The 25,501-nt window shown below is 63.7% G+C and carries 25 protein-coding genes; 12 read left to right on the forward strand and 13 right to left on the reverse strand.

Annotation, left to right across the window (positions count from 1 at the left end; translation table 11 throughout):
• Nucleotides 1-85 precede the first annotated feature (85 nt).
• A complete protein-coding gene (locus tag NKI15_RS16925) occupies nucleotides 86-313 on the reverse strand; it encodes a DUF1127 domain-containing protein (RefSeq protein WP_023729208.1) in 228 nt (75 codons plus the stop codon).
• Between the two features lie 252 nt (nucleotides 314-565).
• On the opposite strand from NKI15_RS16925, the gene NKI15_RS16930 reads away from it, so the two are divergent.
• Together NKI15_RS16930 and NKI15_RS16935 are read left to right on the forward strand one after the other, a co-directional pair.
• Nucleotides 566-2,083, forward strand: coding sequence for a winged helix-turn-helix domain-containing tetratricopeptide repeat protein (locus tag NKI15_RS16930; protein ID WP_031245143.1), 1,518 nt, complete (start codon nucleotides 566-568; stop codon nucleotides 2,081-2,083).
• A 532-nt stretch (nucleotides 2,084-2,615) separates the two neighbouring features.
• Nucleotides 2,616-4,112 (forward strand): aldehyde dehydrogenase family protein, encoded by a 1,497-nt coding sequence (locus tag NKI15_RS16935; RefSeq protein ID WP_352514639.1) that lies wholly within the window; start codon nucleotides 2,616-2,618, stop codon nucleotides 4,110-4,112.
• A gap of 25 nt (nucleotides 4,113-4,137) precedes the next feature.
• Here the strand turns inward: NKI15_RS16935 and doeB are convergent, their stop codons facing one another.
• From doeB to ehuR, 10 genes are all read right to left on the reverse strand, one after another.
• Entirely contained in the window at nucleotides 4,138-5,142 is a 1,005-nt protein-coding gene (gene doeB, locus NKI15_RS16940; RefSeq protein ID WP_023738381.1) for a N(2)-acetyl-L-2,4-diaminobutanoate deacetylase DoeB, read from the reverse strand.
• A gap of 5 nt (nucleotides 5,143-5,147) precedes the next feature.
• The gene (gene doeA / locus NKI15_RS16945; protein ID WP_023738380.1) at nucleotides 5,148-6,326 is read right to left on the reverse strand and encodes an ectoine hydrolase DoeA; all 1,179 of its coding nucleotides are present in this window, start codon (nucleotides 6,324-6,326) and stop codon (nucleotides 5,148-5,150) included.
• Between the two features lie 129 nt (nucleotides 6,327-6,455).
• On the reverse strand, nucleotides 6,456-7,448 hold the full coding sequence (locus tag NKI15_RS16950) for a cyclodeaminase (RefSeq protein WP_023749144.1): 993 nt from the start codon (nucleotides 7,446-7,448) through the stop codon (nucleotides 6,456-6,458).
• A gap of 232 nt (nucleotides 7,449-7,680) precedes the next feature.
• Nucleotides 7,681-8,667: a hydroxyectoine utilization dehydratase EutB gene (gene eutB, locus NKI15_RS16955; protein WP_023710007.1), complete on the reverse strand. Its 987-nt coding sequence runs from the start codon at nucleotides 8,665-8,667 to the stop codon at nucleotides 7,681-7,683.
• A 5-nt stretch (nucleotides 8,668-8,672) separates the two neighbouring features.
• Nucleotides 8,673-9,452, reverse strand: coding sequence for an ectoine utilization protein EutA (eutA, locus tag NKI15_RS16960; RefSeq protein ID WP_023710008.1), 780 nt, complete (start codon nucleotides 9,450-9,452; stop codon nucleotides 8,673-8,675).
• 8 nt (nucleotides 9,453-9,460) lie between these two features.
• Nucleotides 9,461-10,120, reverse strand: coding sequence for an ectoine/hydroxyectoine ABC transporter permease subunit EhuD (gene ehuD / locus NKI15_RS16965; protein WP_023686970.1), 660 nt, complete (start codon nucleotides 10,118-10,120; stop codon nucleotides 9,461-9,463).
• Between the two features lie 34 nt (nucleotides 10,121-10,154).
• Nucleotides 10,155-10,814, reverse strand: a complete 660-nt coding sequence (gene ehuC / locus NKI15_RS16970; RefSeq protein ID WP_023667875.1) for an ectoine/hydroxyectoine ABC transporter permease subunit EhuC — start codon at nucleotides 10,812-10,814, stop codon at nucleotides 10,155-10,157.
• 206 nt (nucleotides 10,815-11,020) lie between these two features.
• Nucleotides 11,021-11,872 (reverse strand): ectoine/hydroxyectoine ABC transporter substrate-binding protein EhuB, encoded by an 852-nt coding sequence (gene ehuB / locus NKI15_RS16975; RefSeq protein ID WP_023686968.1) that lies wholly within the window; start codon nucleotides 11,870-11,872, stop codon nucleotides 11,021-11,023.
• Between the two features lie 63 nt (nucleotides 11,873-11,935).
• Entirely contained in the window at nucleotides 11,936-12,721 is a 786-nt protein-coding gene (gene ehuA / locus NKI15_RS16980; RefSeq protein ID WP_023667873.1) for an ectoine/hydroxyectoine ABC transporter ATP-binding protein EhuA, read from the reverse strand.
• Between the two features lie 124 nt (nucleotides 12,722-12,845).
• The gene (gene ehuR / locus NKI15_RS16985; RefSeq protein ID WP_023667872.1) at nucleotides 12,846-14,231 is read right to left on the reverse strand and encodes a MocR-like ectoine utilization transcription factor EhuR; all 1,386 of its coding nucleotides are present in this window, start codon (nucleotides 14,229-14,231) and stop codon (nucleotides 12,846-12,848) included.
• Between the two features lie 83 nt (nucleotides 14,232-14,314).
• On the opposite strand from ehuR, the gene NKI15_RS16990 reads away from it, so the two are divergent.
• The 4 genes from NKI15_RS16990 (at nucleotide 14,315) to NKI15_RS17005 (ending at nucleotide 18,951) form a co-directional block, all read left to right on the forward strand.
• Nucleotides 14,315-14,806 carry an Lrp/AsnC family transcriptional regulator gene (locus NKI15_RS16990; RefSeq protein WP_031214542.1) on the forward strand — a complete coding sequence of 164 codons (492 nt, stop codon included), beginning with the start codon at nucleotides 14,315-14,317 and terminating at the stop codon, nucleotides 14,804-14,806.
• 129 nt (nucleotides 14,807-14,935) lie between these two features.
• Complete coding sequence (locus NKI15_RS16995; RefSeq protein WP_352514638.1) at nucleotides 14,936-16,429, forward strand: NAD-dependent succinate-semialdehyde dehydrogenase; 1,494 nt, start codon at nucleotides 14,936-14,938, stop codon at nucleotides 16,427-16,429.
• A gap of 30 nt (nucleotides 16,430-16,459) precedes the next feature.
• Nucleotides 16,460-17,839, forward strand: a complete 1,380-nt coding sequence (locus NKI15_RS17000; protein WP_352514637.1) for an aspartate aminotransferase family protein — start codon at nucleotides 16,460-16,462, stop codon at nucleotides 17,837-17,839.
• 17 nt (nucleotides 17,840-17,856) lie between these two features.
• Nucleotides 17,857-18,951: an alcohol dehydrogenase family protein gene (locus tag NKI15_RS17005; protein ID WP_352514636.1), complete on the forward strand. Its 1,095-nt coding sequence runs from the start codon at nucleotides 17,857-17,859 to the stop codon at nucleotides 18,949-18,951.
• 12 nt (nucleotides 18,952-18,963) lie between these two features.
• On the opposite strand, the gene NKI15_RS17010 is transcribed toward NKI15_RS17005, so the two are convergent.
• Nucleotides 18,964-19,140: a hypothetical protein gene (locus tag NKI15_RS17010; RefSeq protein WP_023692240.1), complete on the reverse strand. Its 177-nt coding sequence runs from the start codon at nucleotides 19,138-19,140 to the stop codon at nucleotides 18,964-18,966.
• 178 nt (nucleotides 19,141-19,318) lie between these two features.
• Between NKI15_RS17010 and NKI15_RS17015 the strand changes: the two genes are divergently transcribed.
• The 6 genes from NKI15_RS17015 to NKI15_RS17040 are packed head-to-tail and all read left to right on the forward strand — an operon-like array spanning nucleotide 19,319 to nucleotide 24,145.
• Entirely contained in the window at nucleotides 19,319-19,990 is a 672-nt protein-coding gene (locus tag NKI15_RS17015; RefSeq protein ID WP_023695231.1) for an amino acid ABC transporter permease, read from the forward strand.
• On the forward strand, nucleotides 19,990-20,661 hold the full coding sequence (locus NKI15_RS17020) for an amino acid ABC transporter permease (RefSeq protein ID WP_023704757.1): 672 nt from the start codon (nucleotides 19,990-19,992) through the stop codon (nucleotides 20,659-20,661). Before NKI15_RS17015 ends, NKI15_RS17020 begins: the two co-directional genes overlap by 1 nt.
• A 1-nt stretch (nucleotide 20,662) precedes the next feature.
• A complete protein-coding gene (locus tag NKI15_RS17025) occupies nucleotides 20,663-21,397 on the forward strand; it encodes an amino acid ABC transporter ATP-binding protein (RefSeq protein WP_023699816.1) in 735 nt (244 codons plus the stop codon).
• 2 nt (nucleotides 21,398-21,399) lie between these two features.
• Entirely contained in the window at nucleotides 21,400-22,326 is a 927-nt protein-coding gene (locus NKI15_RS17030) for an isoaspartyl peptidase/L-asparaginase (protein WP_023667864.1), read from the forward strand.
• An 11-nt stretch (nucleotides 22,327-22,337) separates the two neighbouring features.
• On the forward strand, nucleotides 22,338-23,129 hold the full coding sequence (locus tag NKI15_RS17035; RefSeq protein ID WP_023704756.1) for a transporter substrate-binding domain-containing protein: 792 nt from the start codon (nucleotides 22,338-22,340) through the stop codon (nucleotides 23,127-23,129).
• Entirely contained in the window at nucleotides 23,123-24,145 is a 1,023-nt protein-coding gene (locus NKI15_RS17040; RefSeq protein ID WP_023740577.1) for a LacI family DNA-binding transcriptional regulator, read from the forward strand. The genes NKI15_RS17035 and NKI15_RS17040 overlap by 7 nt, the downstream gene beginning before the upstream one ends.
• Nucleotides 24,146-24,226: 81 nt before the next feature.
• Here NKI15_RS17040 and NKI15_RS17045 read toward each other — a convergent pair whose 3' ends face one another.
• Nucleotides 24,227-25,486: an ABC transporter substrate-binding protein gene (locus NKI15_RS17045; RefSeq protein ID WP_023704754.1), complete on the reverse strand. Its 1,260-nt coding sequence runs from the start codon at nucleotides 25,484-25,486 to the stop codon at nucleotides 24,227-24,229.
• Nucleotides 25,487-25,501: the final 15 nt, after the last annotated feature.

Genomic DNA, 25,501 nt, shown 5'->3' on the forward strand with positions numbered 1-25,501 from the left:
ATCGGCACGTTCCGGCAAGTGCAAATGCCGGCAAAACGCCGCGGTACGCCCAAACAGGCGGGCGGGTCTTATCCGCGACATCAGCTCACACTTGCCAGAAGCGTTTGACGATTTCGGCCTCGACCTGGCGTCTGGTCAGACCGATATCGTCGATCAGGTGCGGATTGGTCTCCGCCATCTGCTTGAGGTCCCAGCGAAAGCGTATCCGCTCGCGCCAGGCCGCGATCATGCCCCGCGGGCCCGTCGGACGCCGGCCCGATGACACCGCCTTTTCCGGCAAGGCTGCACGAGCAGAAGCAAGGGTATCGTTCATGGCAACCTCCATTCGGTTTGAGGGGCGACAGCCCTCGGCTTGAAAGAGGTTGAATTCTGCCGCATGCGGACGGCGCCGTAATTAAGCGCGGCCAAATAGTTCTCAAAAGTTCCAAAGCAGTTAGAGCACCTCGCCGATTCATCGAAACGACGAGGTGCTCAACTCTTTGTTTTGACGCCATACGTCCGTGAAGCGCTCTGCGCTTTCCCGTGGGAAAACCGCCTTCACACCTTTCCTGGAATTGCTCTATAGATGCGCGTTATGCAGGGATCGCGCTTTGCCTTTGGTCCGTTCGTGCTCGATCCGGGTGCGGGAACGCTCCTTCGGGACCAAGTTCCCGTCGCCGCCGGCCACCGCGGACTGCAGCTGCTGGCGGCGCTCGTCGCCCGGCCCGGCGAGATCGTGGCCAAGGCCGAGTTGATGGATGCGGCATGGCCAGGCACCGCCGTTGAGGAAGGCAACCTCACCGTCCAGATTGCGCAATTGCGCAAGCTGCTGGGTCCGGCCACGAACGGCGGAGAATGGATATCGACCGTTCCGCGCGTCGGCTATCGCTTCGCCGGCGCCATCGAACAGCTCGGCGACGAGAAGCGACAGGCTTTGCCGCTGCCCGCCAAACCGTCGATAGCCGTGCTGCCCTTTGCCAATTTCAGCAACGACCCCGAGCAGGAAGCCTTTGCCGACGGGTTGAGCGAAGACCTGATCACCGACCTGTCGAGGATCGGCGGCCTGTTCGTCATCGCGCGCAACTCGACCTTTGCCTACAAGGGCAAGGCGGTGGATGTGCGCGAGGTCGCCAGGGAACTTGGCGTGCGCTATCTGTTGGAGGGCAGCGCCAGACGCGCCGCCGGGCGCGTGCGCATCAACGCCCAGCTGGTCGACGCGCTGAGCGGCGAGCACTTATGGGCAGACCGCTTCGATCGCGGCCTGGAAGATATCTTTGCCGTTCAGGACGAGGTGACGGCCAAGATCGTCGAGGCGCTGCTTGGCCGGCTGCGCGCGCCGCTGCCGCGCAATCGGCCCCGAAATCTCGAGGCCTACGATCTGTGCGTGCGGGCCCGCAACCTGATCGACGTCTCGCCGGAGACGGCGCGCGAAGCGCATCTGTTGCTGACGCGCGCGCTTGCGCTCGATCCGGACTATGCCGAAGCCTATCGCTGGCTTGCCATGAACCACTGGATGGGATGGGTGCATTGGGGAGAGCCCATTGAGCCTGCCCGCGGCCTTGCCCTGGAACTGGCGCGCAAGGCTGTGGCGATCGATCCCAACGATGCCGGCTGCCACTGGGTGCTTGCCAACCTGCTTGCCTATGAGCGCAGATTCGACGAAGCGGATGTGGGATTTGCCAAGGCGTTCGAACTCGACCCGAACGAGGCCGATGCCTGGGCGACATTGTCCGACATCGCGGTCCTGGCCGGGCGCGTCGAGGACGGCCTCGACTATATCGGCAAGGCGTTCCGGCTGAACCCGTTTCCGGCAAGCTGGTACTACCTGACGCTCGGCCAGGCGCAATATGCGGCGCGCGACTATGAAGCCGCCGTCGAGACGACGCGCCGGGACGAGACGTATCGGACAAGCTCGCGCCGTTTCCTTGCGGCAAGCCTTGCGCAACTCGGCCGGATCGATGAGGCGCGCGCCGAGGTCGACCTGTTCCTTGTCGCGAACCCACATTTCACCACCAGCCACTGGGTCGAGACGGAGCCGTTCCGCGACACGGCCACGCTCGACCATTTCGTCGATGGCTTCCGAAAGGCCGGCCTTCCGGAGTGACGGACCGGCGTGCTCGATCGAATGCCAGGCACCGTCGGTTGCGGCTCAATCTGTCAATGTTTGCAAGTCGCGAGGCCGCTCGACCGATCTTGCTTCCGCGTGCAGTCATCCAACAGCGATTGCAGCGAAGCGGCGCGCGAAACCTCTGTCACGGTGAAGCCGGCTGGAACGGCCACGATCGATCCGGCCACGGGTGAGCGCTGGGTGGCGGCTGGCGACTACCTGTTGCGCTCTCGTCTGCAATGCCGGCATCGCGGTCGCCGTGGGCAATGATCGGGCTTGCCTCCTTGAGCTTTCAGCGACGCGCTCCGACAACTCGCGATGATTTTTCTAGATGCCGGTGATTTTCTAGATGCCGTTTGTCGAAGCATGATCTTTTCCGAAAACCGTTTCCCACTTTTCTGGATCACGCTCTAGCGGCTGGCGTGATCGGGAAGTCCGCGCAATCTGATTGTCCGAGCGCCCTTTAGCTTTCCTTGTTTGAGGTCGGCGGCGGGAGTAATAGTCGCCACGGAATTGCGAGGAGGAAGAGATGACGCTGAACTTCGACCCGAAGGCGAAGGCCACGGCGCTTTACCATGGCGAATTCCGACCGATGTTCATTGGCGGCAAGTGGGTCGCGGCGCAGTCCGGCCACGGCATGCAGGCACTCAATCCGGCAACAGGCGAGGTGCTGGCGACAGTGCCGCGCGGCGGGGCTGCCGATATCGACTCGGCGGTGGCCGCCGCGCGCGCGGCCTTCGAAGGCCCATGGTCCAAATTCTCGCCCTACGAGCGGCAGTGCGTGCTGCTCAGGATCGCCGATCTCTTCGAGACGCATTGGGAAGAGCTCAGCGTTTCCGACACGCTCGATATGGGACTGCCGATCACGCGCACGCTCGCCAACCGGCGCCGCGTCATCGGCATGCTGCGCTTCTATGCCGGCATGGCGACGGCGCTGCATGGCGAGACGATCGACAATTCGATTCCCGGCGAGATCGTCACCTTCACCCGGCGCGAGCCGGTGGGCGTCGTTGGTGCGATCATTCCCTGGAACGCGCCGACCGCCGCCTCGATCTGGAAGATCGCGCCGGCGCTGGCGACAGGCTGCACCATCGTGCTGAAACCGTCCGAGGATGCGTCGCTGACGCCGCTGCTGATCGCGCAACTGATGCAGGAAGCCGGCGTGCCCGACGGCGTCGTCAACGTCGTCACCGGCACCGGGGCCGAAGCCGGTGCGCGGCTCGCCGAACATCCAGACGTCAACAAGATCGTTTTCACCGGATCGACGCTGACCGGCCAGGCCATCGCGCGGGCAGCCGTGGCTAACCTCAAGCGCGTTTCGCTGGAGCTCGGCGGCAAGTCGCCGATCATCGTCTGCCGCGACGCCGACATCGACAAGGCTGTTCCGATCGCGGCGATGGCGGTGTTCGTGCATTCGGGCCAGATCTGCATTGCCGGCTCGCGGCTGTTCGTGGCGCGCGAAATCCATGACGAGTTCGTCCGCCGGCTCGCCGATTTCGCCGGCAGACTGCGGATCGGCCATGGCATCGAGGCAGAGACGGAAATCGGACCGCTCATCAATGCCAGGCAGGCAGGCAAGGTGGAGGGCTATATCAGGGCCGGCAGCGACGAAGGCGCCGAACTGGTCGCCGGTGGCTCGCGGCTGACCGGCGAGCTCTACGATGGCGGCAACTTCATTGCGCCGACGGTCTTCGGCGCCGTGTCGGACCAGATGACCATCGCGCGCGAGGAGATTTTCGGCCCGGTGATTTCGGCGATGCCCTTCGACACGCTCGACGAAGCGGTGGCGCGCGCCAATGCGACGCCCTATGGCCTGGCCGCCGGCATCTTCACCACGCATCTGGGCACCGCCCACAAGCTTGCGCGCCGGGTCAAGGCCGGCTCGGTCTGGGTCAACATGTACCATGCCATCGACCCGGCGGTGCCGTTCGGCGGCATGAAGATGTCGGGTTATGGCCGCGAGGGCGGCATCGAGCATCTGCACGAGTATCTGGAGACCAAGTCGGTCTGGATCCAGACCGACTGATATTCGCGCGGCGTTCTATGCGAAATCACGATGAAACCAAAACGGCCAGGACGGCCGCGCAGTCACCGGCTTTGACCAGGCCGGGGAAATGCCGCGCAGCCAGCATGCCGGACATTTTTGCCTTGATCTCCTGCGGGGCGATGCCAGTGCGGCCGGTGGAATGGATGCGCGCCAGCACCGCGCCTTCTTTCACAGGCTCGCCGAGATCGACCATGGTCTCGATCATGCCGTCGTCCTCGGCGAAGGAGAAACAATCGCCTGACGGCATGTCGAGCCACTGAGTTCTGCCCTTCTCGACCGCACCATCAAGGATACCGGCATGGCGCAGCACATTGTTGATGCCGCGCCGCGCGATCCGCACGGTCTGGGCACGCGAGGTGCCGCCGCCGCCAAGCTCGGTGCTGACGAAGACCTTGCCCAATTCCTCGGCCGCCGTGTCATACATGCCGACGGAGTCAATCTCGATCATGCGCATCGAGAACGGGGCCGAGAACGCGGCGACCGCGTCGAAGGCTTTCTGCTCCAGCGCCTTGTCGGGCACCGTGTGGGCGGCACAGAAGGGCACGAAATCCAGCGTCCTGCCGCCGGAGTGGAAATCGAAGACGAGGTCGGCGCGCGGCAGCAGTTCGCGTTGAAAGTAGTCGGCGATCTTCTCGGTCACCGTGCCGTCGGGACGGCCGGGAAAGCAGCGGTTCATGTTGCCCTTGTCGATCGGCGACGTCCGGGTGCCGGCGCGAAAGGCCGGATAGTTCATCGCCGGCACGATGATCACCGTGCCGCTGACCTGTTTGGGATCGAGCGTGCGGGCGAGATCGTAGAGCGCCAGCGGCCCCTCATACTCGTCGCCATGGTTGCCGCCGGTGAGCAGCGCGGCCGGCCCCTTGCCGTTGCGGATGACGCAGATCGGGATCATCACCGAACCCCAGGCCGAGTCGTCGCGGCTGTAGGGCAGGCGCAGGAAACCATGTTGCACGCCGTCCTTGTCGAAATCGACGGTCGGGGCGATCGGGGAAGGGCGGAGGCTAGGCATCGGGCTCAATTCTTCACCACCAGTTTGCGCGGTACATTGGCGAGGCACTCTACACCGGTTTCGGTGATCAGGATGGATTCGGTGATTTCCAGTCCCATGGTCTCCAGCCAGAGACCGGTCATGAAATGGAAGGTCATGCCAGGCTTGAGTTCGGTGCGGTCGCCGGGGCGCAGGCTCATGGTGCGTTCGCCCCAATCCGGCGGATACGAGAGACCGATGGAATAGCCGGTGCGGTTGTCCTTGACGATGCCATATTTCTTCAACACGGCGAAAAAGGCGTTGGCGATGTCCTCACAGGCATTGCCGGGCTTTGCCGCCGCCAGCCCCGCCTCCATGCCTTCCAGTGTCGCCTTCTCGGCATCGAGGAATTCCTGTGTCGGCTTGCCGAGAAAGACGGTGCGCGACAGCGGGCAATGGTAGCGGTTGTAGCAGCCGGCGATCTCGAAGAAGGTGCCCTCGCCCGACTTCATCGGCTGGTCGTCCCAGGTGAGATGCGGCGCCGAGGCGTCGGCGCCCGACGGCAGCAGCGGCACGATCGCCGGATAGTCGCCGCCGACGCCATCGACACCGCGCGTGCCGGCATCGTAGATCTCGGCGACCAGATCGCATTTGCGCATGCCTACTTCGATCTTGTCGACGATGCGCTGGTGCATGGCTTCGACGATCCGAGCCGCCTTGCGCATATAGTCGATTTCAGTCGGGCTCTTCACCGCGCGCTGCCAATTGACCAGCGCTGTCGCGTCGACGAAGCGGGCGTTGGGCAGGTGCTTCTGCAACGCGGCGAAGGCGGCAGCCGAGAACCAGTAATTGTCCATCTCGACGCCGACGGTCAGCTTGCCCCAGCCGCGATCACTAAGCACGCTTGCCAAAAAATCCATCGGGTGGCGCTCGGTCGACTGCACGTAGTGGTCGGCATAGCCGACGATGTTGTCATGCGCGAGATAGGCGGTGCGCTTGGCGCCATTGGCATCCTGGCCGCGACCGTACCAGACCGGCTCGCCCGATGGTGGCACGATCACCGCCTGATGCACATAGAACGACCAGCCATCATAGCCGGTCAGCCAGGCCATGTTGGATGGGTCGCTGATAACAAGCAGATCGACGCCTTTCCCCTCCATGGCTTTTCGCGTCTTGGCGAGGCGATCCGCAAATTCGCCACGCGAGAATTTTAGGTTCGGCTGCATTGTTCTTGGTCCTCGTTTGTTGGGCCTGGAGCCTGTTTCAACTTTGTTGGAAACAGGCTCGTCGTTCTTGTTTGAACGTGATCTCTGGGAAAAACCGGGTTCCACTTCCGGATCACGCTTTGGCCAGCATCAGCTTTCAAAAATGGTTCCGGCATTGGCCGCCCGCGCCCGGTTGCGAGCGAGCGTGGCGATCGCCGTATCCTGCACGCCGGTGCCGGTGAGGTCGGCGATGGTGATGTCGCTGGGTGAGCGCCTTCCGTGCCGTTCGCCGGCGATGATCTGGCCGAGTTCGGTGACCGCGGCATCGGCTCCCATCACGCCCGATGCGATGGCGTGATGCAGTTCTCCCAGACGCCGTGTCTGCTTGGCGCTGTCGGCGACATAGAGATCGGCCATGCGCAGGATCGCCGGCGCGATCTCGTTCTTGTGTTCGGCATCCGAGCCCATGGCGGTGATGTGCTGCCCGGCAACGACAAAGCCGGCCTTGATCAGCGGCTCGGTCGACGGCGTGGTGGTGACGATGATGTCGGCGCCGATGGTTGCTTTGGCTGCATCCGGCTCGGCGCGCACGAGAATGCCGAGCTTTTCGCGCAGCGCGCCTGCGGCCGTCTCCGCCTTGACCGCATCGCGCGCCCAGATACGTGCCTCGGCGATCGGCCGCACCAACATGAGTGCTTCGAGTTGCAGCCCGGCTTGCACGCCGGCGCCGAAGATTGCGGCGACGGACGAATCCGGCCGCGACAGATGCTTCGCCGCGACGGCGCCGGCAGCAGCGGTGCGGACATCTGTGAGATAGCCATTGTCGAGCAGCAGCGCCTCGACCACACCGGTTCTTGCCGAGAGCAACACCATCATGCCGCCCCCGCTGGGCAGACCGAGCTTCGGATTGTCGAAGAAGCCGGAGCTTATCTTAACGGCGAAACCGTCTATTCCTGGCACATAGGCGGACTTCACATCCACCTCGCCGCGCTGCTCGTGAATGTCCAACCGCAGAATCGGCGGCATCGCCACCGGCAATGTGGCGAGCGCGCGGAAAGCGTTTTCGACGCAGGCGACCGCGTCGAGATCGAGCGGCACGATTGTGCGCAGTTCCTTCTCGGTGAGGATGGTCATCGGACTCATGTGTCGCGCTCCGTACTAGCGCGCACCACGAAGGATAGTGTTCCGTCACACCCCCCTCTGGCCTGCCGGCCATCTCCCCCGCAAGGGGGGAGATTGGACTGCACTCCTGCCTTCTCCAATCTCCAGCGCAGCAAGAATAGCGACCGCATCGAAGCTGCCGATCTCCCCCCTTGCGGGGGAGATGTCCGGCAGGACAGAGGGGGGTGGGCGGGAATTCGGCGTGGGAGAGTTTTCATGCCGCGCGCTCCGCGATTGCGTCACCGCAGACGATCTTGCGATGCGTGTTCATGTCGATATTGCGGCCCGAGAGAAGAACGACCACCGGCCCGGTCGCCCTGACCTTGCCGGCGAGTAGCGCAGCGATGCCGACCGCTCCGGCGCCTTCGACGATCTCGCGCTCCTGTTCATAGGCATGGCGGATGCCGGCGGCGATCTCGTCCTCGCTGAGCAGGATGACGTCGTCGAGCAGATCGCGGCACATGGCGAAGGTCAGCCGGTTGCCGAGACCGATGCCGCCGCCGAGCGAATCCGCCAGCGTCGGCAGTTCTTCCACCTCGACCGGGCGACCGGCATCCAGGCTCGCCTTCATCGCAGCACCACGCGCCATCGAAACGCCGATGATTTTTGTCCCGGGGCTGACGCCCTTGACGGCGGCGGCGATGCCCGAGGCGAGTCCACCACCGGAGAGTTGCACCAGGACGAGAGCGGCATCCGGGACCTGCTCGATCATCTCCAGTCCGAGCGTGCCTTGCCCGGCGATGATGGCCGGGTGGTCGAAGGGCGGCAGCATCACCAGTCCCTCCTGCGCCACCAGCCGTTCGACCTCCTGCTGCGCCTCGTCCTGACTGTTGCCGATGATGCGGACATCCGCGCCAAGCCGACGGATTTCGTCGAGCTTGTTGCCCGGCACCAGTCGCGACATGCAGATCACCGCACGCATGCCTTCGAGCTTCGCAGCATGGGCCAGCGCACGGCCATGATTGCCGGTCGACGCCGCGACCACGCCGCGCGCCTTCTCCTCGGCGCTCAGCGAAGCAACGGCATTCGAGGCGCCGCGCAGCTTGAAGCTGCCGGTGGTCTGGCGGTGTTCAAGCTTGAGGTGGACGGGGATGCCCAGTCGTTCGGAAAGGCTGTGAGATAACCCTGTCGGCGTGCGTTCGATTTTGCCGGCAATTCGCTCCCGGGCGGCACGAATATCGTTAAGGGTGACTGTCGTCATGATCGTCAATCGCGCGGCAAAGGCAGCGTCATCAGACGGCCAAATTCGGGATGCGACGTCCCGTCGCCACACAACCGCAAACAATTCCAGGCGCTGGCCTGATTGCTGGTGACGACCGGGCGGTCGATCGCCTGTTCCATGCCGGGAACCGCGAGCGCTCCGCGCAATGCGGTGCAGGACACGAACAGTGCATCGGCCTCAGCGTGTGTCGCCTCTCGTGCGAGATCGACAATCGCTGCCGGCGCAATGCGCGCCATCTCGCGATCGTCCTCGAAGCCGAGACAGGTGAAGCTGACGATCTCGAAGCCGCGCTCGGCGAAGTAAGCTGCCATCGGCCTGGAGGTTTCGACGGTGTAGGGGGTGAGGATGCTGATCTTTTTCGCGCCCAGCGCCTGCAGCCCGCGCACGCCGGCCATCGGCGGCGTGACGACGGGAACACCCGGCTTGGCAGACTGGATCGCGGCCTCGATTTCAGCGTCGCCAATCACCACCGAGGCCGAGGTGCAGGAGTAGCAGATCGCGTCGAGCGGCTCATCGGGCAGGATGAGGGCAGCACCCGCCGCCAGCTCGGGCTGCATCTTGCGGAGATTCTCGGGCGTGGTTGGATTCTTGTAGGGAATGCGCGCGACATAGACGCCGACCCGCTCGCTCGCCACCATGCGGCGAAAGTCCGGCTCGCTGGTGTGGTCGGTGGCAAGGATGATCAGGCCGACGCGCTTTTCCAGCGGACGCGCGTCGAGCGCCGGCCTTGTCGGCATCAGCCTGATCTCGGGCAGCGGTTTCATCTTGAGAATTACCTTTCGATCTTGCCGTAGCGATGTTCCAGCCAGCGCAGCAGCACGACCGAGAAGAGGCTGATAACGAGGAAGAAAGCGCCGACCAGCGTGATCGGCTCAATGTAGCGGTAGTAGGTGTTGGCGACGCTCTTGGCCTGGTTCATCAGCTCCAGCACGGTGATCGCCGATAGGAGCGGCGTCTCCTTGAACATGGCGATGAAATAATTGGCCAAAGCCGGGATCATCGGTGGGATCGCTTGCGGAATGATGATGTTGGTCCAGGTCTGCGTGGCGCTCAGATTGCAGGCCTTGGCCGCCTCCCACTGGCCGCGCGGCACGTTGTCGATGCCGGCGCGATAGACTTCCGCCGTGTAGGTGCCGTAGTGCAGGCCGAGCCCGATGACGCCGGCGACCAGCGGCGGCAACAGGATGCCGAAATCCGGCAGGACATAGAAGATGAAATAAAGTTGCACCAGAAGTGGCGTGCCGCGGATGAATTCGGCCGCCCAGCCGACGGTGCGCGACAGGACCTTGTTGGGCGAGCGTCGCGCCAGCGCGATGCCCAGACCCACGATAGCGGCCAGCACGGAGCCGAGCAGCGTTGCCAGGATGGTGATCTTCACGCCCTGGATCAGCGTCGGCAGGATCTCCCAGACGAAGTTCCAATCCCAATCCATCAGGAGGCCCAATTTATCAGAAGGGCATTGGCCATCAGACGCGCACCCCGTCGAGGCCGCGCGCCATGCGGCGTTCCAGAGAACGCACGCCCCAGGAGATGATCAGCGCCAGGGCGAAATAGATGATCAGGATGGTGGTGAACGGCGCCAGCGTGTTGCCGGTCTGCGAGCGCACGACCTGCGCCTGAAAGGTGAGATCGGCGAGCGAGATCAGCGACACCACGGAGGTCGCCTTGAGCAGTTCGATGGCATTGTTGCCGAAGGTCGGCAGCATGACCAGTAGCGCCTGCGGCAGGATGACATGGCGCATACCTTGCCAGCGGCCGAGGTTGAGCGCGATGCAGGCTTCATATTGTTCGCGGCCGACCGACTGGATGGCGCCGCGTACCACCTCGGCCGCATAGGCGCCGACATTGAGGCCCAGCGCCAGCACACCCGCCTGCAGCGGGGTCAGTTCGAGGCCGATCAACGGCAACACGAAATAGGCAAAGAACAGCTGCACGAAGATCGAGGTGCCGCGGAAGAATTCTATATAGGCGGTGGCCAGCCAGCGCAGCGCAAAGAAGCGCGACACGCGGCCCATGCCGGCGAGGAAGGCCATGATCAGGGCGAGCACCGACCCCATCAGCGTCAGCTCGATGGTGACAAGCGCTCCCTGCAATATCAGGCCGAGGTAGCCGGACCACTGGGTCATTCGGGTTCCAACGTTGGCGGTTAGCTTCCTTCTCCCCGTTCACGGAGAGAAGATGCCAGTCCACCCTCCGAAGCTGCAGCGCAGCTGCTGCGGAGGACGGGCAGGCAGATGAGGGGCAGCGCTAAATTCTCAGAACCTGGCGCCGCCCCTCATCCGGCCCTTCGGGCCACCTTCTCCCCGTGAACAGGGAGAAGGCAAAAACGGCGCTATTTCGCCGCGCAGAGCTTGTCCCGCGTGGTCGACATCGCGGCTGCGGCCGAGAAGCCGTAGGGCTCGATGATCTTGGCGAACTCGCCGGATTTCTTCAGCTTGGCGAGCTCGACATCGAAGGCATCGCGCAGGGCCTCATCGCCTTTCTTGAAGGCGGCGCCGTCGCAATAGACCGGCGCGCCGACCACCGGGGCGATGACTTCGAGGTTCGGATCGTTGGCTTTCTTGACGAGGTCGTTGATCGACAGGACGGGAAGCGAATAGGCATCGATGCGACCGTCCTGCAGCATCTTCAGGCCGCTCTGGCCGTCCGGCACGACGATGACGCGCTCGCGCGGCACGCCGGCGTTGAGCGCCAGCTTCTCCTCGGTGCCGCCGCCCGGCGCGCCGATGGTGGCCGACGTGTCCTTGGCGACGTCCTCGTAGCTCTTGAAGCCCTTCGGATTGCCCTTCTTCACCAGCATCGCCTCGGCGTCGCACAGCACCGGCTCGGAATAGACGACCGCCGCGCAACGCTCCGGCTTCATGAACAGGCCGGCGGTGACGACGTCGAAGCGGCCGGCCTGCAGGCCGGGAATCATCGCGCCATACTCCGAAATGGAAGCGACGATGTCGGCAACACCGAGGCGCTTGAAGACCTCGCGCGCCACGTCGGGCGCCGCACCCGAAACCTTGCCGTCGGCAGCGACCGCAGTATAGGGCGGCTCGTTGGCGATGGCGACGCGGGCAAAGCCCTGTGCCTTCAATTGCTCGAGCTTGCCGTCATCGGCCGAACCGGTGCTCGACGCGGCGAGCACCGCCGTCAGTGCGAGACCGGCGACGCCGGCCAGAATGCCAAGTTTCTTCATTGTTCCCAACTCCTTGTTGTCTTCTTGGTTTTGTCTGGGGCGGTCTTCCGCCCCGCAAAGCGGTCAGACACGATGTCCGGCCGCGATGATCTTCTTCAGGAAGCCTTGCGTGCGCTCCTGCTTTGGATGGCGGAAAATCTCGTCTGGTTTGCCCTCTTCGACGATCTTGCCGCGGTCGAAGAACAGCACGCGGTCGGCGAAGTCGTGGGCAAAGCCCATCTCGTGGGTGACCAGCAGCATGGTCATGTCGGTCTCTGCGGCGAGCTTGCGCATGACATTCATCACCTCCTCGACCAGCTCCGGATCGAGGGCCGACGTCACCTCGTCGAACAGCATGATCTTCGGCGACAATGCCAGCGCACGGGCAATCGCCACGCGCTGCTTCTGGCCGCCGGACAGCTGCGCCGGCATCGACTTCGCCTTGTCGGCCATGCCGACCATGTCGAGCAGTTCCATGGCCCGCTTTTCAGCGGCGGCGCGAGGCGTGCCCTTGGTCAGCATCGGCGCCAGCGTGACGTTATCCATGACACATTTGTGCGGAAACAGATTGAACAGCTGGAAGACCATGCCGATCTTCTGCCGCATCTTGGTCAGGTGCCGCTCGTCGGCGGGCAGCAGCTGGCCGTTGCGCTCCATGTGGTAGAGCTGCTCGCCATCGATCTGGATATGGCCGCCGTCGATCTTCTCCAGCGTCATCAGGATGCGCAGGATCGTCGTCTTGCCCGAGCCGGACGGGCCGATCAGCGCCAGCTTCTCGCCGGGCATGACCTGCATCGACAGGCCGTCCAGCACCTTGAACGAGCCGAAGCTCTTCGAAATGGCGTCGACCTTGATGATGGGTGTGGACAAATGAATTTCCCCTGCTGGAGAAGCCTGTGCCCTTAACGATGGGGAACGCGCCAAATCATGTCAATTGGGAAAATAAAATCATGACAATATTTCCGGCGCTGCATGATTTCAGGGCAATTTCCGCTCAGATAGCGAGCAGCAGATGCTCCGGATCGCCAAGCAGCAGCTTGGTGACAACGCCTAAGCCGGCGCGCAGTTCCCCCTCGGTGGTCGAGCCTAGCGAGATGCGCACCGCCGGGTGCCAAGGCGTATCCGAAATGCGAAAAGAGGTGCCGGGCGCTATTGCCACGCCTTGCAAACGGGCTTGGGCGACAAAACTCTCCTCGGCGCGGTCGGGTGGCAGCTGCAGCCAGACATGCAGCCCGTCGCGCCTGGCGCGGTAGTCGACCCCGGCCAGCACCTCGGCGGCGATATCCTGGCGGCGGCGTAAGGCCGTGCGCTGCCAGCGGACGAGTTCCATCGCGGTGCCGTCGGTCACCCATTTGGTGGCGATCTCGGCCACCAGCGGCGTCGCCATCCAGTTCGACACTAGATGCCGGTTGGCCACCGCCGCGACGTAGCGATCCGGCGCTGCGAGATAGCCGATGCGCAGGCCAGGTACGGTGATCTTGGTGAAGGACGTGACGTAGAGCGTGCGCTCCGGTGCAAAGGCCGCGACAGGCGGCGGCCGGTCCTCCACCAAGGGACCCAGCACATCGTTCTCGATGATGGCGATGTCGTGCTTGCGCGCGACCGCGGCGATCTCTTCGCGCCGTCTGGCGTCCATCAGCGTCGCCGTCGGGTTGATCACCGAGGGCTGCACGAATACCGCGCGAATGTCGGTGAGCCGGCAGGCCTCGTCCAGCGCCTCGGGGATCAAGCCATTGCCGTCGATCGGCAGCCCTTCGAGGTTGAAGCCGAGATAGCGCGCCAGCGGCACCAGCGTGTGGTGGCCGATAGCCTCGGTGGCGACAGTCGATCCCGGCGGCGCAACGCTCATCAGCGCCACGGTCATCCCGGCGGTCGCGCCATTGGTCAGGCTGATATTCTGTGCGGAGGTGTCGAGCCCACACAGTTTCAGCCATTCGACAGCCACCGCGCGGTGACGCGGGAACACCATGTTGGGCCGGAACGACAACGCAGAACTGGATGGCAGGTTTTCGGCCAGCCAGCCCAGCGCCTGCTTCAGTCGCTCCAAATGCATCGGCTCGCAGACCGGCTTCAGGATTGACAGATCGATGACCTCGCCGAGGCGCTCCGGCAGATAGGGCGGCTCCGGGTCGCGGCGCTGCGTCTGGACAAAGCTGCCACGGCCGATCTCGCCCGAAATCAGGCCGCGCCGGATCAGTTCTTCGTAGGCGCGGCTGACCGTCTGCACCGACAGTTTCAGATCGTCTGCCAGCCTTCGATGCGTTGGAAGCCGCGCGCCGTTGGCCAGCCGCCCGTCATGAATGGCGCGCGCGAACTGGTCGGCCAGCGATTGATAGGCTGGCCGGCGGAGGAGCGTGGGGTCGGGTTGCCATAATGTCATGACTTATTAGAGATCGAAATCAGTGCAATTGACAATCGAAATAATGCGCCGTCATGGTGATGCCGACAAAAAAGCGGACGCCGATGACATCAGCGAAACTCGACGCGATCGACCTCAGGATACTCGACGTCATCCAGCGCGAAGGGCGCATCACCAAGCTGGCGCTGGCCGAACAGGTCGGGCTGTCGCCGACGCCGTGCTGGATGCGGTTGCGCAAGCTGGAGAAGGCCGGCATCGTCTCGGGCTATCACGCAAGGATCGCCATGCGCGTCGTGGCGCCGGTCGCCACCGTGCTTATCGAGGTGACGCTGGCCAGCCATCGCCAGGCCGATTTCGACCGCTTCGAACGCGTCATCCGCGACATCCCCGAAATCGTCGCCTGCTGGTCGGTCGGTGGCGGCGTCGACTATGTCTTGAAGGTGATGGCGCGCGACATCGACGCCTATCAGCGGCTGGTCGACGGCTTGCTTGAGCGCGAGATCGGCATCGACCGCTACTTCACCTACATCGTCACCAAGACGGTGAAGGACGAAATCGTGCTACCGATAGCCGACCTGTTGCCGGCGTCGGCATAAGCCCGGAGAGAATGTCTGTCGGGACGGCACAATAGAGAGACTCTCTCTCCTTCAGGGCGTCGAAACAGTCTCTCTGTCTGCATGTGACCGATAGTCTTCCTGCATCGTCCGAACCGGGAGGCCTCGACCATGTCCGCGCATTTTGCCCGCTCGCATCGCCATGAGGCGCTCGACCGCCTCTCCGACCGCCGGCTGCTGCGCGAGCTCGCCTATGTCGACGGTCACTGGACCGCGAGCGAAGCGGCCGAAAGCTTTGAAGTCACCGATCCGGCCACAGGCGCGACGGTCGCGTTTGTCGCCGCGCTCGATGCGCAGCAAACGACAAGGGCAATCGGTGCCGCCGCGCGTGCCTTCCCGGCTTGGCGGTCACTGCTGCCGCAGGAGCGGTCGAGAATTCTGCGAAAATGGTTCGAGCTGATCATCGCGGCGAAAGACGACCTTGCCCTGCTGATGACTTTGGAACAGGGCAAGCCGCTGCAGGAATCGCTCGGCGAAATCGACTATGCCGCCTCTTTCGTCGAATGGTATGCCGAAGAGGCAAAGCGCCTCAACGCCGAGAGCGTCACCAGCCATCTGCCGAATGCCGAGATGATGGTGCGGCGCGAGCCGCTCGGCGTTGTCGGCGTCGTCACGCCCTGGAATTTTCCGGCGGCGATGCTGACCCGCAAGGCGGCCGCCGCACTCGCCGCCGGCTGCACCATCGTCGCACACCCATCCTCGGAGACGCCGCTGTCGGCGCTGGCGCTGGCTGAACTCGGCGAGCGCGCCGGCCTGCCCGCCGGCGTCTTCAATGTCATCACCGGCAAGGCTGCTACCATTGTCGGTCGCATGTGCGAGGACCCGCGCGTTCGCGCCATAAGCTTCACCGGCTCGACCGAGATCGGCCGGCTGATCGCGGCGCAAAGCGCGCCGACGATGAAGCGGCTGGTGATGGAGCTTGGGGGCCACGCGCCGCTGATCGTCTTTGCCGATACCGATCTGGACAAGGCGGTGAGCATCGCCATCGATGCCAAATTCGCCACCTCCGGCCAGGACTGCCTCGCCGCCAACCGCATCTACGTCCAGCGCCCGATCTACGATCGCTTCTGCGCCGCTTTTGCCAGGCGTATCGAGGCGCTGCGCACCGGCAACGGCCTTACCGACAAGATCGACATCGGGCCGCTGATGCATGAGCGTGCCGTCGCAAAGGTCGAAGAGCAGGTCGCCGATGCCATCGCTCGTGGCGCGCGCTGTCTCACCGGCGGCAAGCGGCATCAGGCCGGGCCGCTGTTCTACCAGCCGACGCTGCTGGCCGATGTCAGCGACGAAGCGCTGATCATGCGCGAGGAGACCTTTGGGCCGGTCGCCGCCGTCACGCCGTTCGACAGTGAGGACGAAGTGATCGCCCGTGCCAACGCCACAGAATACGGCCTGGTTGCCTATGTCGTTGCCGAGAACGGCGCCCGCCAGCAGCGCCTGGGCCGCGCGCTCGACTACGGCATGGTCGCCATCAACCGCGTCAAGATCACCGGCGCGCCGATCCCATTCGGCGGCGTCAAGCAATCCGGCATCGGCCGCGAAGGCTCGCGCCATGGGCTCGAAGCTTTCACAGATCTCAAATATCTCTGTTTAGATGTGGCTTAGGCCTCACCCGGATTTCTCAAGGAGTCAAAAATGCTCGACCAATCCAACGAACTCAACGCCTGGGATCGCGACCATTTCTTCCATCCTTCGACCCATATGGGCACGCATGCGCGGGGCGAGAGCCCGACCCGCATCATGGCCGGCGGTGAAGGCGTCACCGTCTGGGACAACAATGGCAAGAAGAGCATCGATGCCTTTGCCGGTCTCTATTGCGTCAATGTCGGCTATGGCCGCCAAAAGATCGCGGATGCCATCGCCACCCAGGCGAAGAACCTCGCCTACTATCACGCCTATGTCGGCCACGGCACCGAGGCGTCGATCACGCTGGCCAAGATGATCATCGACCGCGCGCCGAAGGGCATGTCGAGGGTCTATTTCGGCCTCTCCGGTTCCGACGCTAACGAAACCAACATCAAGCTGATCTGGTACTACAACAATGTGCTGGGCCGGCCGGAGAAGAAGAAGATCATCTCGCGCTGGCGCGGCTATCACGGCTCGGGCGTGATGACGGGATCACTGACCGGGCTCGACCTGTTCCACAATGCCTTCGACCTGCCGCGCGCACCGGTCCTGCACACCGAGGCGCCCTATTATTTCCGCCGCGCCGACCGCTCGATGAGCGAGGAGCAGTTCTCGCAGCATTGCGCCGACAAGCTTGAGGAGATGATCCTGGCAGAAGGTCCCGAAACCGTCGCCGCTTTCATCGGCGAGCCGATTCTCGGCACTGGCGGCATCGTGCCGCCGCCGGCCGGCTACTGGGAGAAGATCCAGGCGGTGCTGAAGAAGTATGACGTGCTGCTGGTCGCCGACGAGGTGGTGACGGGCTTCGGCCGTCTGGGCACCATGTTCGGCTCCGACCATTACGGCATCAAGCCAGACCTCATCACCATCGCCAAGGGGCTGACCTCGGCCTATGCGCCGCTGTCGGGCGTCATCGTCGCCGACAAGATGTGGCAGGTGCTGGTGCAGGGCTCCGACAAGCTCGGTTCGCTCGGCCATGGCTGGACTTATGCGGCGCATCCGATCTGCGTCGCCGCAGGTGTCGCCAATCTCGAACTGATCGACGAGATGGACCTGGTGACAAACGCCGATGAGAGGGGCGCCTATTTCCGCGCCGAACTGGCCAAGGCCGTCGGCGGTCACAGACATGTCGGCGACGTGCGCGGCGATGGCATGCTGGCGGCAGTCGAATTTGTCGCCGACAAGGACGACCGGGTGTTCTTCGACGCCTCGCTCAAGATCGGGCCCCAAGTGGCGACAGCACTTGCCGCCAGCGGCGTCATCGGCCGCGCCATGCCGCAGGGCGACATACTAGGCTTCGCGCCGCCGCTCTGCCTGACGCGTGAGGAAGCCGACATCGTCGTTTCGAAAACCGCCGATGCCGTCAACAGCGTGTTTTCCAATCTCTGAGATCGACCGTGAATGCCATGACCAAGACCCTCCCCGCCACCATGGCCGCCGTGCTGCTCACCGGGCATGGCGGACCGGAAAAGCTCGTCTATCGCAGCGATGTGAAAGTGCCTGTGCCTGCCGCCGGCGAGGTGCTGGTTAAGGTCAGCGCTTGCGGTATGAACAACACCGATGTCTGGGTACGCCAGGGCGCCTATGGCACGGAGGAGGACGCTGCCGCCGTGTCGACGTGGCGGCGGCAAGGCAACACGCTTACCTTCCCGCGCATCCAGGGCACCGACACGGTCGGCACCATCGCTGCCGTCGGCGAAGGCGTTTCCCCGGGCCGTATCGGCGAACGGGTAATGGTCGATTTTTCGATCTACAACCGCGACGACGATTCCCTCGCCGACATTGACTATATGGGCCACGGTCGCGACGGCGGGTACGCCGAGTACCAGACGGTGCCGCGCGAGAATGCGCATTTCGTCGATACTGACATGAGCGACGTCGAACTCGCCACCTTCTGCTGCGCCTACCTCACCGGCGAACAGATGCTGGAGCGCGCCGGGCTGAAAGCCGGCGAGCGCGTGCTGGTCACCGGCGCCTCGGGCGGCGTCGGTTCCGGCATCGTGCAGCTGGCGCGGGCGCGCGGCGCCATTCCCTATGCGGTCGTCGGCAAGGGCAAGGAGCAGGCGGTGCGCGACATCGGCGCCGAAGCGGTCATTACCCGTGGGGTTGCCGATCTTCCCGCCGCCGTGAATGAAGCCACTGGCGACCAGCCGATCGATGTGGTCGCCGATCTCGTCGGCGGCGCGATCTTCAACGACCTGCTGCGCATCCTGCGACCTGAAGGCCGCTACACCACCGCCGGCGCCATCGCCGGCCCGGTCGTGCAGCTCGATCTCAGGACCATGTATCTCAAGCAGCTGCAACTGCACGGATCGAGCCAGGGCACGCGCGCCGACTTCCGCCGCATCGTTGGATACATCGAAGCGAAGAAAATCCGGCCGCTGGTCGGCGGTGTCTACAAACTGTCCGATTTCCACAAGGCGCAGGCCGACTTCATCGCCAAGGATTTCGTCGGCAAGCTGGTGGTTGTGCCGGACGCCATGTGGAACATCCGCGCATAACGGCTCCCAACGTCAGAGCGCGTCGTAAACGGCATCAATCAACACCTTGCGGCGTGGATCGACGTCGTCGAAACCCAGCATGCGGTTGGTGACGTAGCCGAATCCGACACCGGCGCCGGGATCGGCAAAATCGAGGGCGCCGCCCCCAGCCGCCATGGCCGAGGGATTGCGGCGACGCGCGGCTGGCATAGGCGGCGTCCTCGAGCTGAAAGCCGGCGGCGAATTGCCGGCGCTTGAGACATAGCGCGCATGAGGCGAACCGGAATCATCGCAACGAATGCAAGCCACAGGCCGGCAACCAGACCCTGCATCTTGACAGACGAGGCGAAAGCCAAAAGAGTGAAACCGGTTTCACTGGGGATCGCCGGTGCATTTCGATCTGTCCATTCTGCTCCCGCATCTGGGTTTTCTGGCGCGCGGCGCCGAACTTACGGCGGCGGCTTGCGCGCTGTCGCTGGTGGGAAGCGTCGTCATGGGCGCGTTGGTGGCGATCGCACGCACCTCCGCCTCGGCACTGCTTCGACGGATCGCCTTCGTCTACGTCGATCTCTTCCGCAATGTGCCGTTCATCGTCCAGCTGTTCTTCTTCTATTACGGCCTGCCCGAGCTCGGCATTTACATCGACGCCTTCACCACCGGCGTCGTGGCGCTTTCCATTGCCGGCGGCGCCTATGCCTCCGACATCATTCGAGCCGGCATCCTCGCCATCGACCAGGGCATCATCGACGCCGCTGAAGTGAGCGGCCTGTCCAGGCGCAAGATCTTTACCCGCATCGTGCTGCCGATTGCGCTGCGCACCTCCGTGCGACCGCTCGGATCCGTGCTCATCAACATGATCCTTACGTCCTCGATCCTCTCGACCATCACGCTCAACGAGCTCACCGGCTCAGCCCAGATCGTGGTCTCGCAGACCTATCGGCCCTTCGAGGTCTATGTGGTGCTGCTCTGTGCCTATGCGGCCCTGACTTATCTGGTTTCGCTGGGCGTCACCCTGCTCCACCGCCATCTCAATCGGGACATGATGGAGGCGGTCGGCTGATGCGGTTCAGCGATTTCACCTCCTACGACCTGATCCTGCTGGCGCAAGGTCTCGGCACCAACGTCGCGCTGTTTCTCGTCACCTCTCTGATCGGACTGCTGATTGGCCTGAGCTGGGCGCTGGTGCGGTTCTACCGTGTGCCGGTTCTGGCCCAGGTCGTCACCTTCCTGTCGGAGCTGTTGAAGAACTCGCCGGTGTTGGTGCAGCTGTTCCTGGTGTTCTTCGGCCTGCCGGCGCTGTTGCATATAAGGGTGACGCCGGTCACCGCAGCGACCATCACTCTGTCGGCGAACACCGCGGCATTCGTCTATGTCATCGCGGTCTCGGCGATCGAGTCGATCGAACGCGAGCAGGTCGAGGCCGCGCGTGTCTTCGGCCTGACCCGGTGGCAGGTCCTGCGCCATATCGTTTCGCCCCAGGCTGCCGCCTTCGCGGTCGGCCCGCTCGTCGCGCTGCTGGTCAACCAGCTTCAGGTGACGTCGCTGATTTCTGTCATCGGCGTCGTCGACCTGACCAAGATTGGCCACATCCTCAACATGCGAACCTTGAAGCCGTTCGTGGTCTGGACCGTCGTCGGGCTGCTCTACTATGGCGCGGCAAAGCTGGTCGCCCTGCTTGGCGAGCGTCTTGAAAACCGCCTGCGGGCGCACAGCGCCTGGCGGGGGCTTTAACATGCTCAAGATCGAAAACGTGCACAAAGCGTTCGGCGAGGTCACTGTGCTGGACGGCGTCGACCTGACGATCGCGCCCGGCGAAGTGGTCTCGATCCTCGGGTCGTCGGGGTCCGGCAAGTCGACACTGATCCGTTGCATCAACGGCCTCGAAAAGCTGAAGTCGGGCCGCATCACGGTCGACGATTTCGATGTCAGCAAGCCGAAGGAGCTGGCCGAGGCGCGCAAGCGCTCAGGCACCGTCTTCCAGCTGTTCAACCTCTATCCGCATATGAGCGCGCTTCAGAACATTACGCTCGCCCCGATCGAGGTGCTGAAGATGCCGCGCCCTGAGGCCGAGGCGCTGGCGCGCAAGCTGCTCGAGTCCGTCGGCCTCGCCGATCGGGCCAACGCCTACCCGGCGCAGTTGTCGGGCGGGCAGCGCCAGCGTGTCGGCATCTGCCGGGCGCTCGCCATGCAGCCGCGCTATCTGCTGCTCGATGAAGTGACCAGCGCGCTCGACCCGGAAATGACTTCCGAGGTGCTGGCCATCCTGGCAAAGCTCGCCGCGCAAGGCACGACGATGCTGTTCGTCACCCACGAGATCGAATTCGCGCGCGAGATTTCCAACCGCATCGTCTTCCTCGACAAGGGCAGGCTGGTGGTCGATCTGCCAACGGATCGTTTCTTCGCCGCGGACGGCGGCCGGGCGCAGCCGCGGGTTGCGCAGTTTCTCTCCAAGATGCGCAAGGACTAGGAATGCTGCTGTTAGCCAACAACGAAGCATGGCCGGGATTCGAAACCTCGGTGCAAATGCTGCGCGATGGCGCCGTCAGCCTGGACGCGATGGTTGCCGGCATCGGCATGGTGGAGAAAGAGGTCAAGGTTCGCAGCGTCGGTTATGGCGGCTGGCCGAACATGCTGGGCGAGATGGAGTTCGACGCCGGCGTCATGGACGGCAATACAAGAGAGGTCGGTTCAGTCGGCGCCGTGCCAAGGACCTTGGCGGTCGCTGCCCTGGCGCAGCAGGTAATGAAGCGCCTGCCGCATGTGATGCTGACCGGCGAAGGGGCGCGGCGCTTTGCCAGCGAAATCGGTTTTGCCGAAGACGAAGTCTTGTTCGAGGACAGCAAGCGCGTCTGGTGGGAGCGGCTGCAACAGGAACTCACACCGCAACAGCTGGCGAAATTCCCCGATATCGATCTGGCGCCGCTCAGCCGTACTATCACCGATCCCGAGCGGGTCCGCGACACCACCGTGTTCCTGTCGGCGGATGCGCGGCGCGGCGTCCATGCCGCGAGTTCGACCTCGGGCTGGGCGTGGAAATATCCGGGCCGGCTCGGCGATTCTCCCATTCCCGGCGCAGGCTTTTACGCCGACAGCCGCTATGGCGCGGCGGCGTGCACCCATACCGGCGAGATGACGATGCGCTGCGCCACCGCACGGACCGTCGTGCTGGCCATGAAGCTTGGCCGATCCCTGTCGGATGCGGTCGCGCTGGCGGTCGAGGAACTGGCTGAACTCGACACCGGCTTCCTGGCCGGAGTGGTCATCCACGCCGTCGACGCCGAGCAGAACCACGAGGTGGTGAATTTCAGATGCGAGGGCGAGGTCCGCTACTGGCTCTGGAAGGATTCCATGCCCGCACCCGAATTGCGGGCAGCAAAACGTGTCACTAGAAAATAAGGAGAGGAACCATGAAAACCGTAGTGCGTGCCTTCGCCGCGCTGGCCATCGTGGCCGGTTCGGCTTTTCCGGCCCTTGCCGGCATGATTGACGACATCCGCTCACGCGGCACCATTCGCATCGGCGTATCGCTCGGCGGCGAGCCGATCGGCTTTCGCGATGCACAAAACAACCCTGTCGGCTACGATGTCGATGTCGCGACGCTGCTGGCGCAAAAGCTCGGGGTGCCGGTCGAGTTCGTCGACGTCTCGGGCGATGCCCGTATTTCCATGCTGGTGTCGGGACAGATCGATGTCGCGGTCGCAAACACCTCGGCAACGCTCGAGCGGGCCAAGACCGTCAACTTCACCATCCCCTACAACCGGGCCGGGCTGCGCGTCATCGTCCAGAAGGATGCCGGGATAACCGACCTCAAGGGGCTCGCCGGCAAGAAGGTTGTCGTCGGCCGCGGCACCACGGGCGAAACCTTCCTCAAGGCGGCCGTGCCGGAAGCAGAGCTCGTCTATGTCGACCAGTTCGCGCCCGACGGGGTTCTGCAGCTGCAACAGAAGCGCGTCGATGCGGCGATCGAGGATTCCTCGCTGCTCGATTACCTCGCGACCAAGACACCGAGCCTGGTGACGCTGCCTGGCCTCTATTCCAACGATCCGATCGGCATCGCGGTCGCCAAGGGCGATCCCGAATTCGTCCGCTGGCTCGACATGTTCGTGTCCGACTTCATCCAGTCGGGCACCTATGAGACGACCTACAAGAAGTGGTGGGGGCCGGACTCCAACCCGCCGGCGCTCAACCCGCTGTGGTGACACCCACTACCGGTAACCGATCGGCGCACACTCGAGGCGCCGTCGCAACGATCGCCGATGTCGCGCGGCTGGCAGGCGTGTCGCGTGCCGCGGCCAGCCGTGCGCTGTCGAGCGGACCGCGACCGGTCTCGGCGGACAAACGCGAACGTGTCGTGCAGGCCGCCGCGCAGCTCGGCTACAAACCCAATCTCCTGGCGCAAAGCCTGACCACCAAGACCGTCAATCTGGTTGCCGTCGTGGTCAACCACATTCACGACCTTTCAGATCTCGACCTGTTCGACCGGCTGCTCGACGCAATCCAGTCGATCGGCAAGCAGGTCATCCTCATCCGCATCGGCTCGGCGGAAGGGGTCGAGGATTTTCTGCGCAACGGCGTTGCCTATCATGTCGATGCCGCCGTGGTGTTCTCCGACTTTGCCGATGCAGCGACGGTGCGGCGCATGTTTCGCTCGGACCTGGTCATCATGCTGAACGGACTGCATGACGATCTGTCACCCACCGTCATTCCCGATGAAGGCGTCGGCATCGCCGAGGCCGTGGCGGATGCGGCGGCCAAGCGCGTGCGCACGGCCAGCCTGCTGACCGGCCGTTCGTCCTCGCGCGTCGAACAGCTGCGCATCGGCCACTACCTCGGAGCGTTCCGGCATCATGGAATTGAACTGCTGCAGACGATCCAGGGAGACTATTCCTACGAGTCGGGTCATGCGGCGGCAGTCGGCCTGACGGAACGCGGCTGTCCAGATGCGGTCTTTTGTACGTCCGACGCGATGGCCATGGGTGTTCTGGATGTCTGCCGGGCGGATTTCCCCGACAACCGGCCCAGCCGCTTCCGCCTCTATGGCTTCGACAATGTGTCCCTGACCAATTTCTACGCCTACCCGATATCGTCAATCGGCTACGACAAATCAGACTATGTGGGTCATATCGTTGGCGCCCTCTCCAATCCGCAGGTCTTCATGCCCGGCCAGCCGCCTGTCGTTATATTGACCCGGCTGATTTCGCGCTTGACCGCGTAACTAGCGCCGATGTTGGACTGCTTGTCCGGCGTCGATCTCCCAGAGATCGAACGGAGATCGCGCCGGACAATGTACCAGCGCCTACTGCAATTTCGCCTGCAGCGCGTTGACGTCGTCGGTTGTCATTTCACCGTCGGTCGTCACCTTGCCGTCGACGATCTTCCACAACCGGAACGGGCCGGTGATGTCGCCATATTTGTCGAAGCTGACCGGACCGATGACGCCTTCATAGCGGATCGGCTTGCCATCCTTGATCAGGCCGAGCGCCTTGGCGAATTCGTCCTTGCCTGCAAAGATCGGTGTGCCGGCCGGATCGACCGCCTTGTACATGGCATCCTTGATCTTGGCTGGATCCTCGGAGCCGGCAATGGCAATGGCGAGGCCGACAATGGCGCCGGCATCATAGGAACGGTCGGCTGCCGGGTTCGACGGCTCGATACCCGAAAACTCCTTGTAGTTTTTCAGGAAGTAGTCGGTGGAGGCCGTCGGGCTGGTGCCGGAAGAGGTACCATAGGCATCCTTGAGATAGTCGGCGCCGACGGATTCGATGAAGTCCGGGCTGTTCATCCCGTCATTGAGCAGGAATTTCTGCACGCCGCCCTGCGATATCCAGGTGCGGGCGACCGTTGCGCCGTCGACCGGCGTGCTGACGAGGTAGAGTCCGTCCGGCTCGCCTCCCATCGCCGCCGTCACTTCCGAAGCATAGCTCGACTGCTTTTCATTATAGGGCGTGTCGGAGACGATGGTGCCGCCGAGCGCTTTGTAGGCGCGCGAGAATTCGGCCACCATGTTGACGCCGAAGTCGTTGTTGACATGGATGATCGACAGTTTCTTGAAGCCCTTGTCGATGGCGTATTTGGCGGCGGCCACGCCTTGCAGCGCATCCGACGTGATGGTGCGGAAGAAGATGCCGTTGGTCTTGCCGTCGCGGCCAAGGGCGGTCAGCGTCGGCGAGGACGAAGCCGGCGACACCTGCACGATCTTGGCCGGCCCGGTGACCGAGGTCAAAATCGGGATCGACACGGAGGAGATGATGCCGCCGATGATCACCGGCACCTTCTTGACCTGTACCAGCTGGGTCGCGGCATCGACCGCGATATTGCCCTGGCTCTGGCTGTCGCGCGTGTCGGTTGCGAGATCGCAGCCGCGTACGCCACCGGCTTCATTGATGTCGCGGAAGGCCATTTCGACGGACTTCGCGCCGGCCTGGCCGTATTCGCCGGCCGGACCGGTGAGCTCCATGACCAGGCCGACGGTGATCTTGCAGTCCGCTGCGTGTGCGGCGCCGGCCATCGTCACGAGAGCCAGTGCTGTGGTGATTTGAAGTATCGTCTTCTTCATTGCCGTTCCCCTTTT

This window comes from Mesorhizobium sp. M0862, assembly GCF_040319795.1.
Classification (GTDB): Bacteria; Pseudomonadota; Alphaproteobacteria; order Rhizobiales; family Rhizobiaceae; genus Mesorhizobium.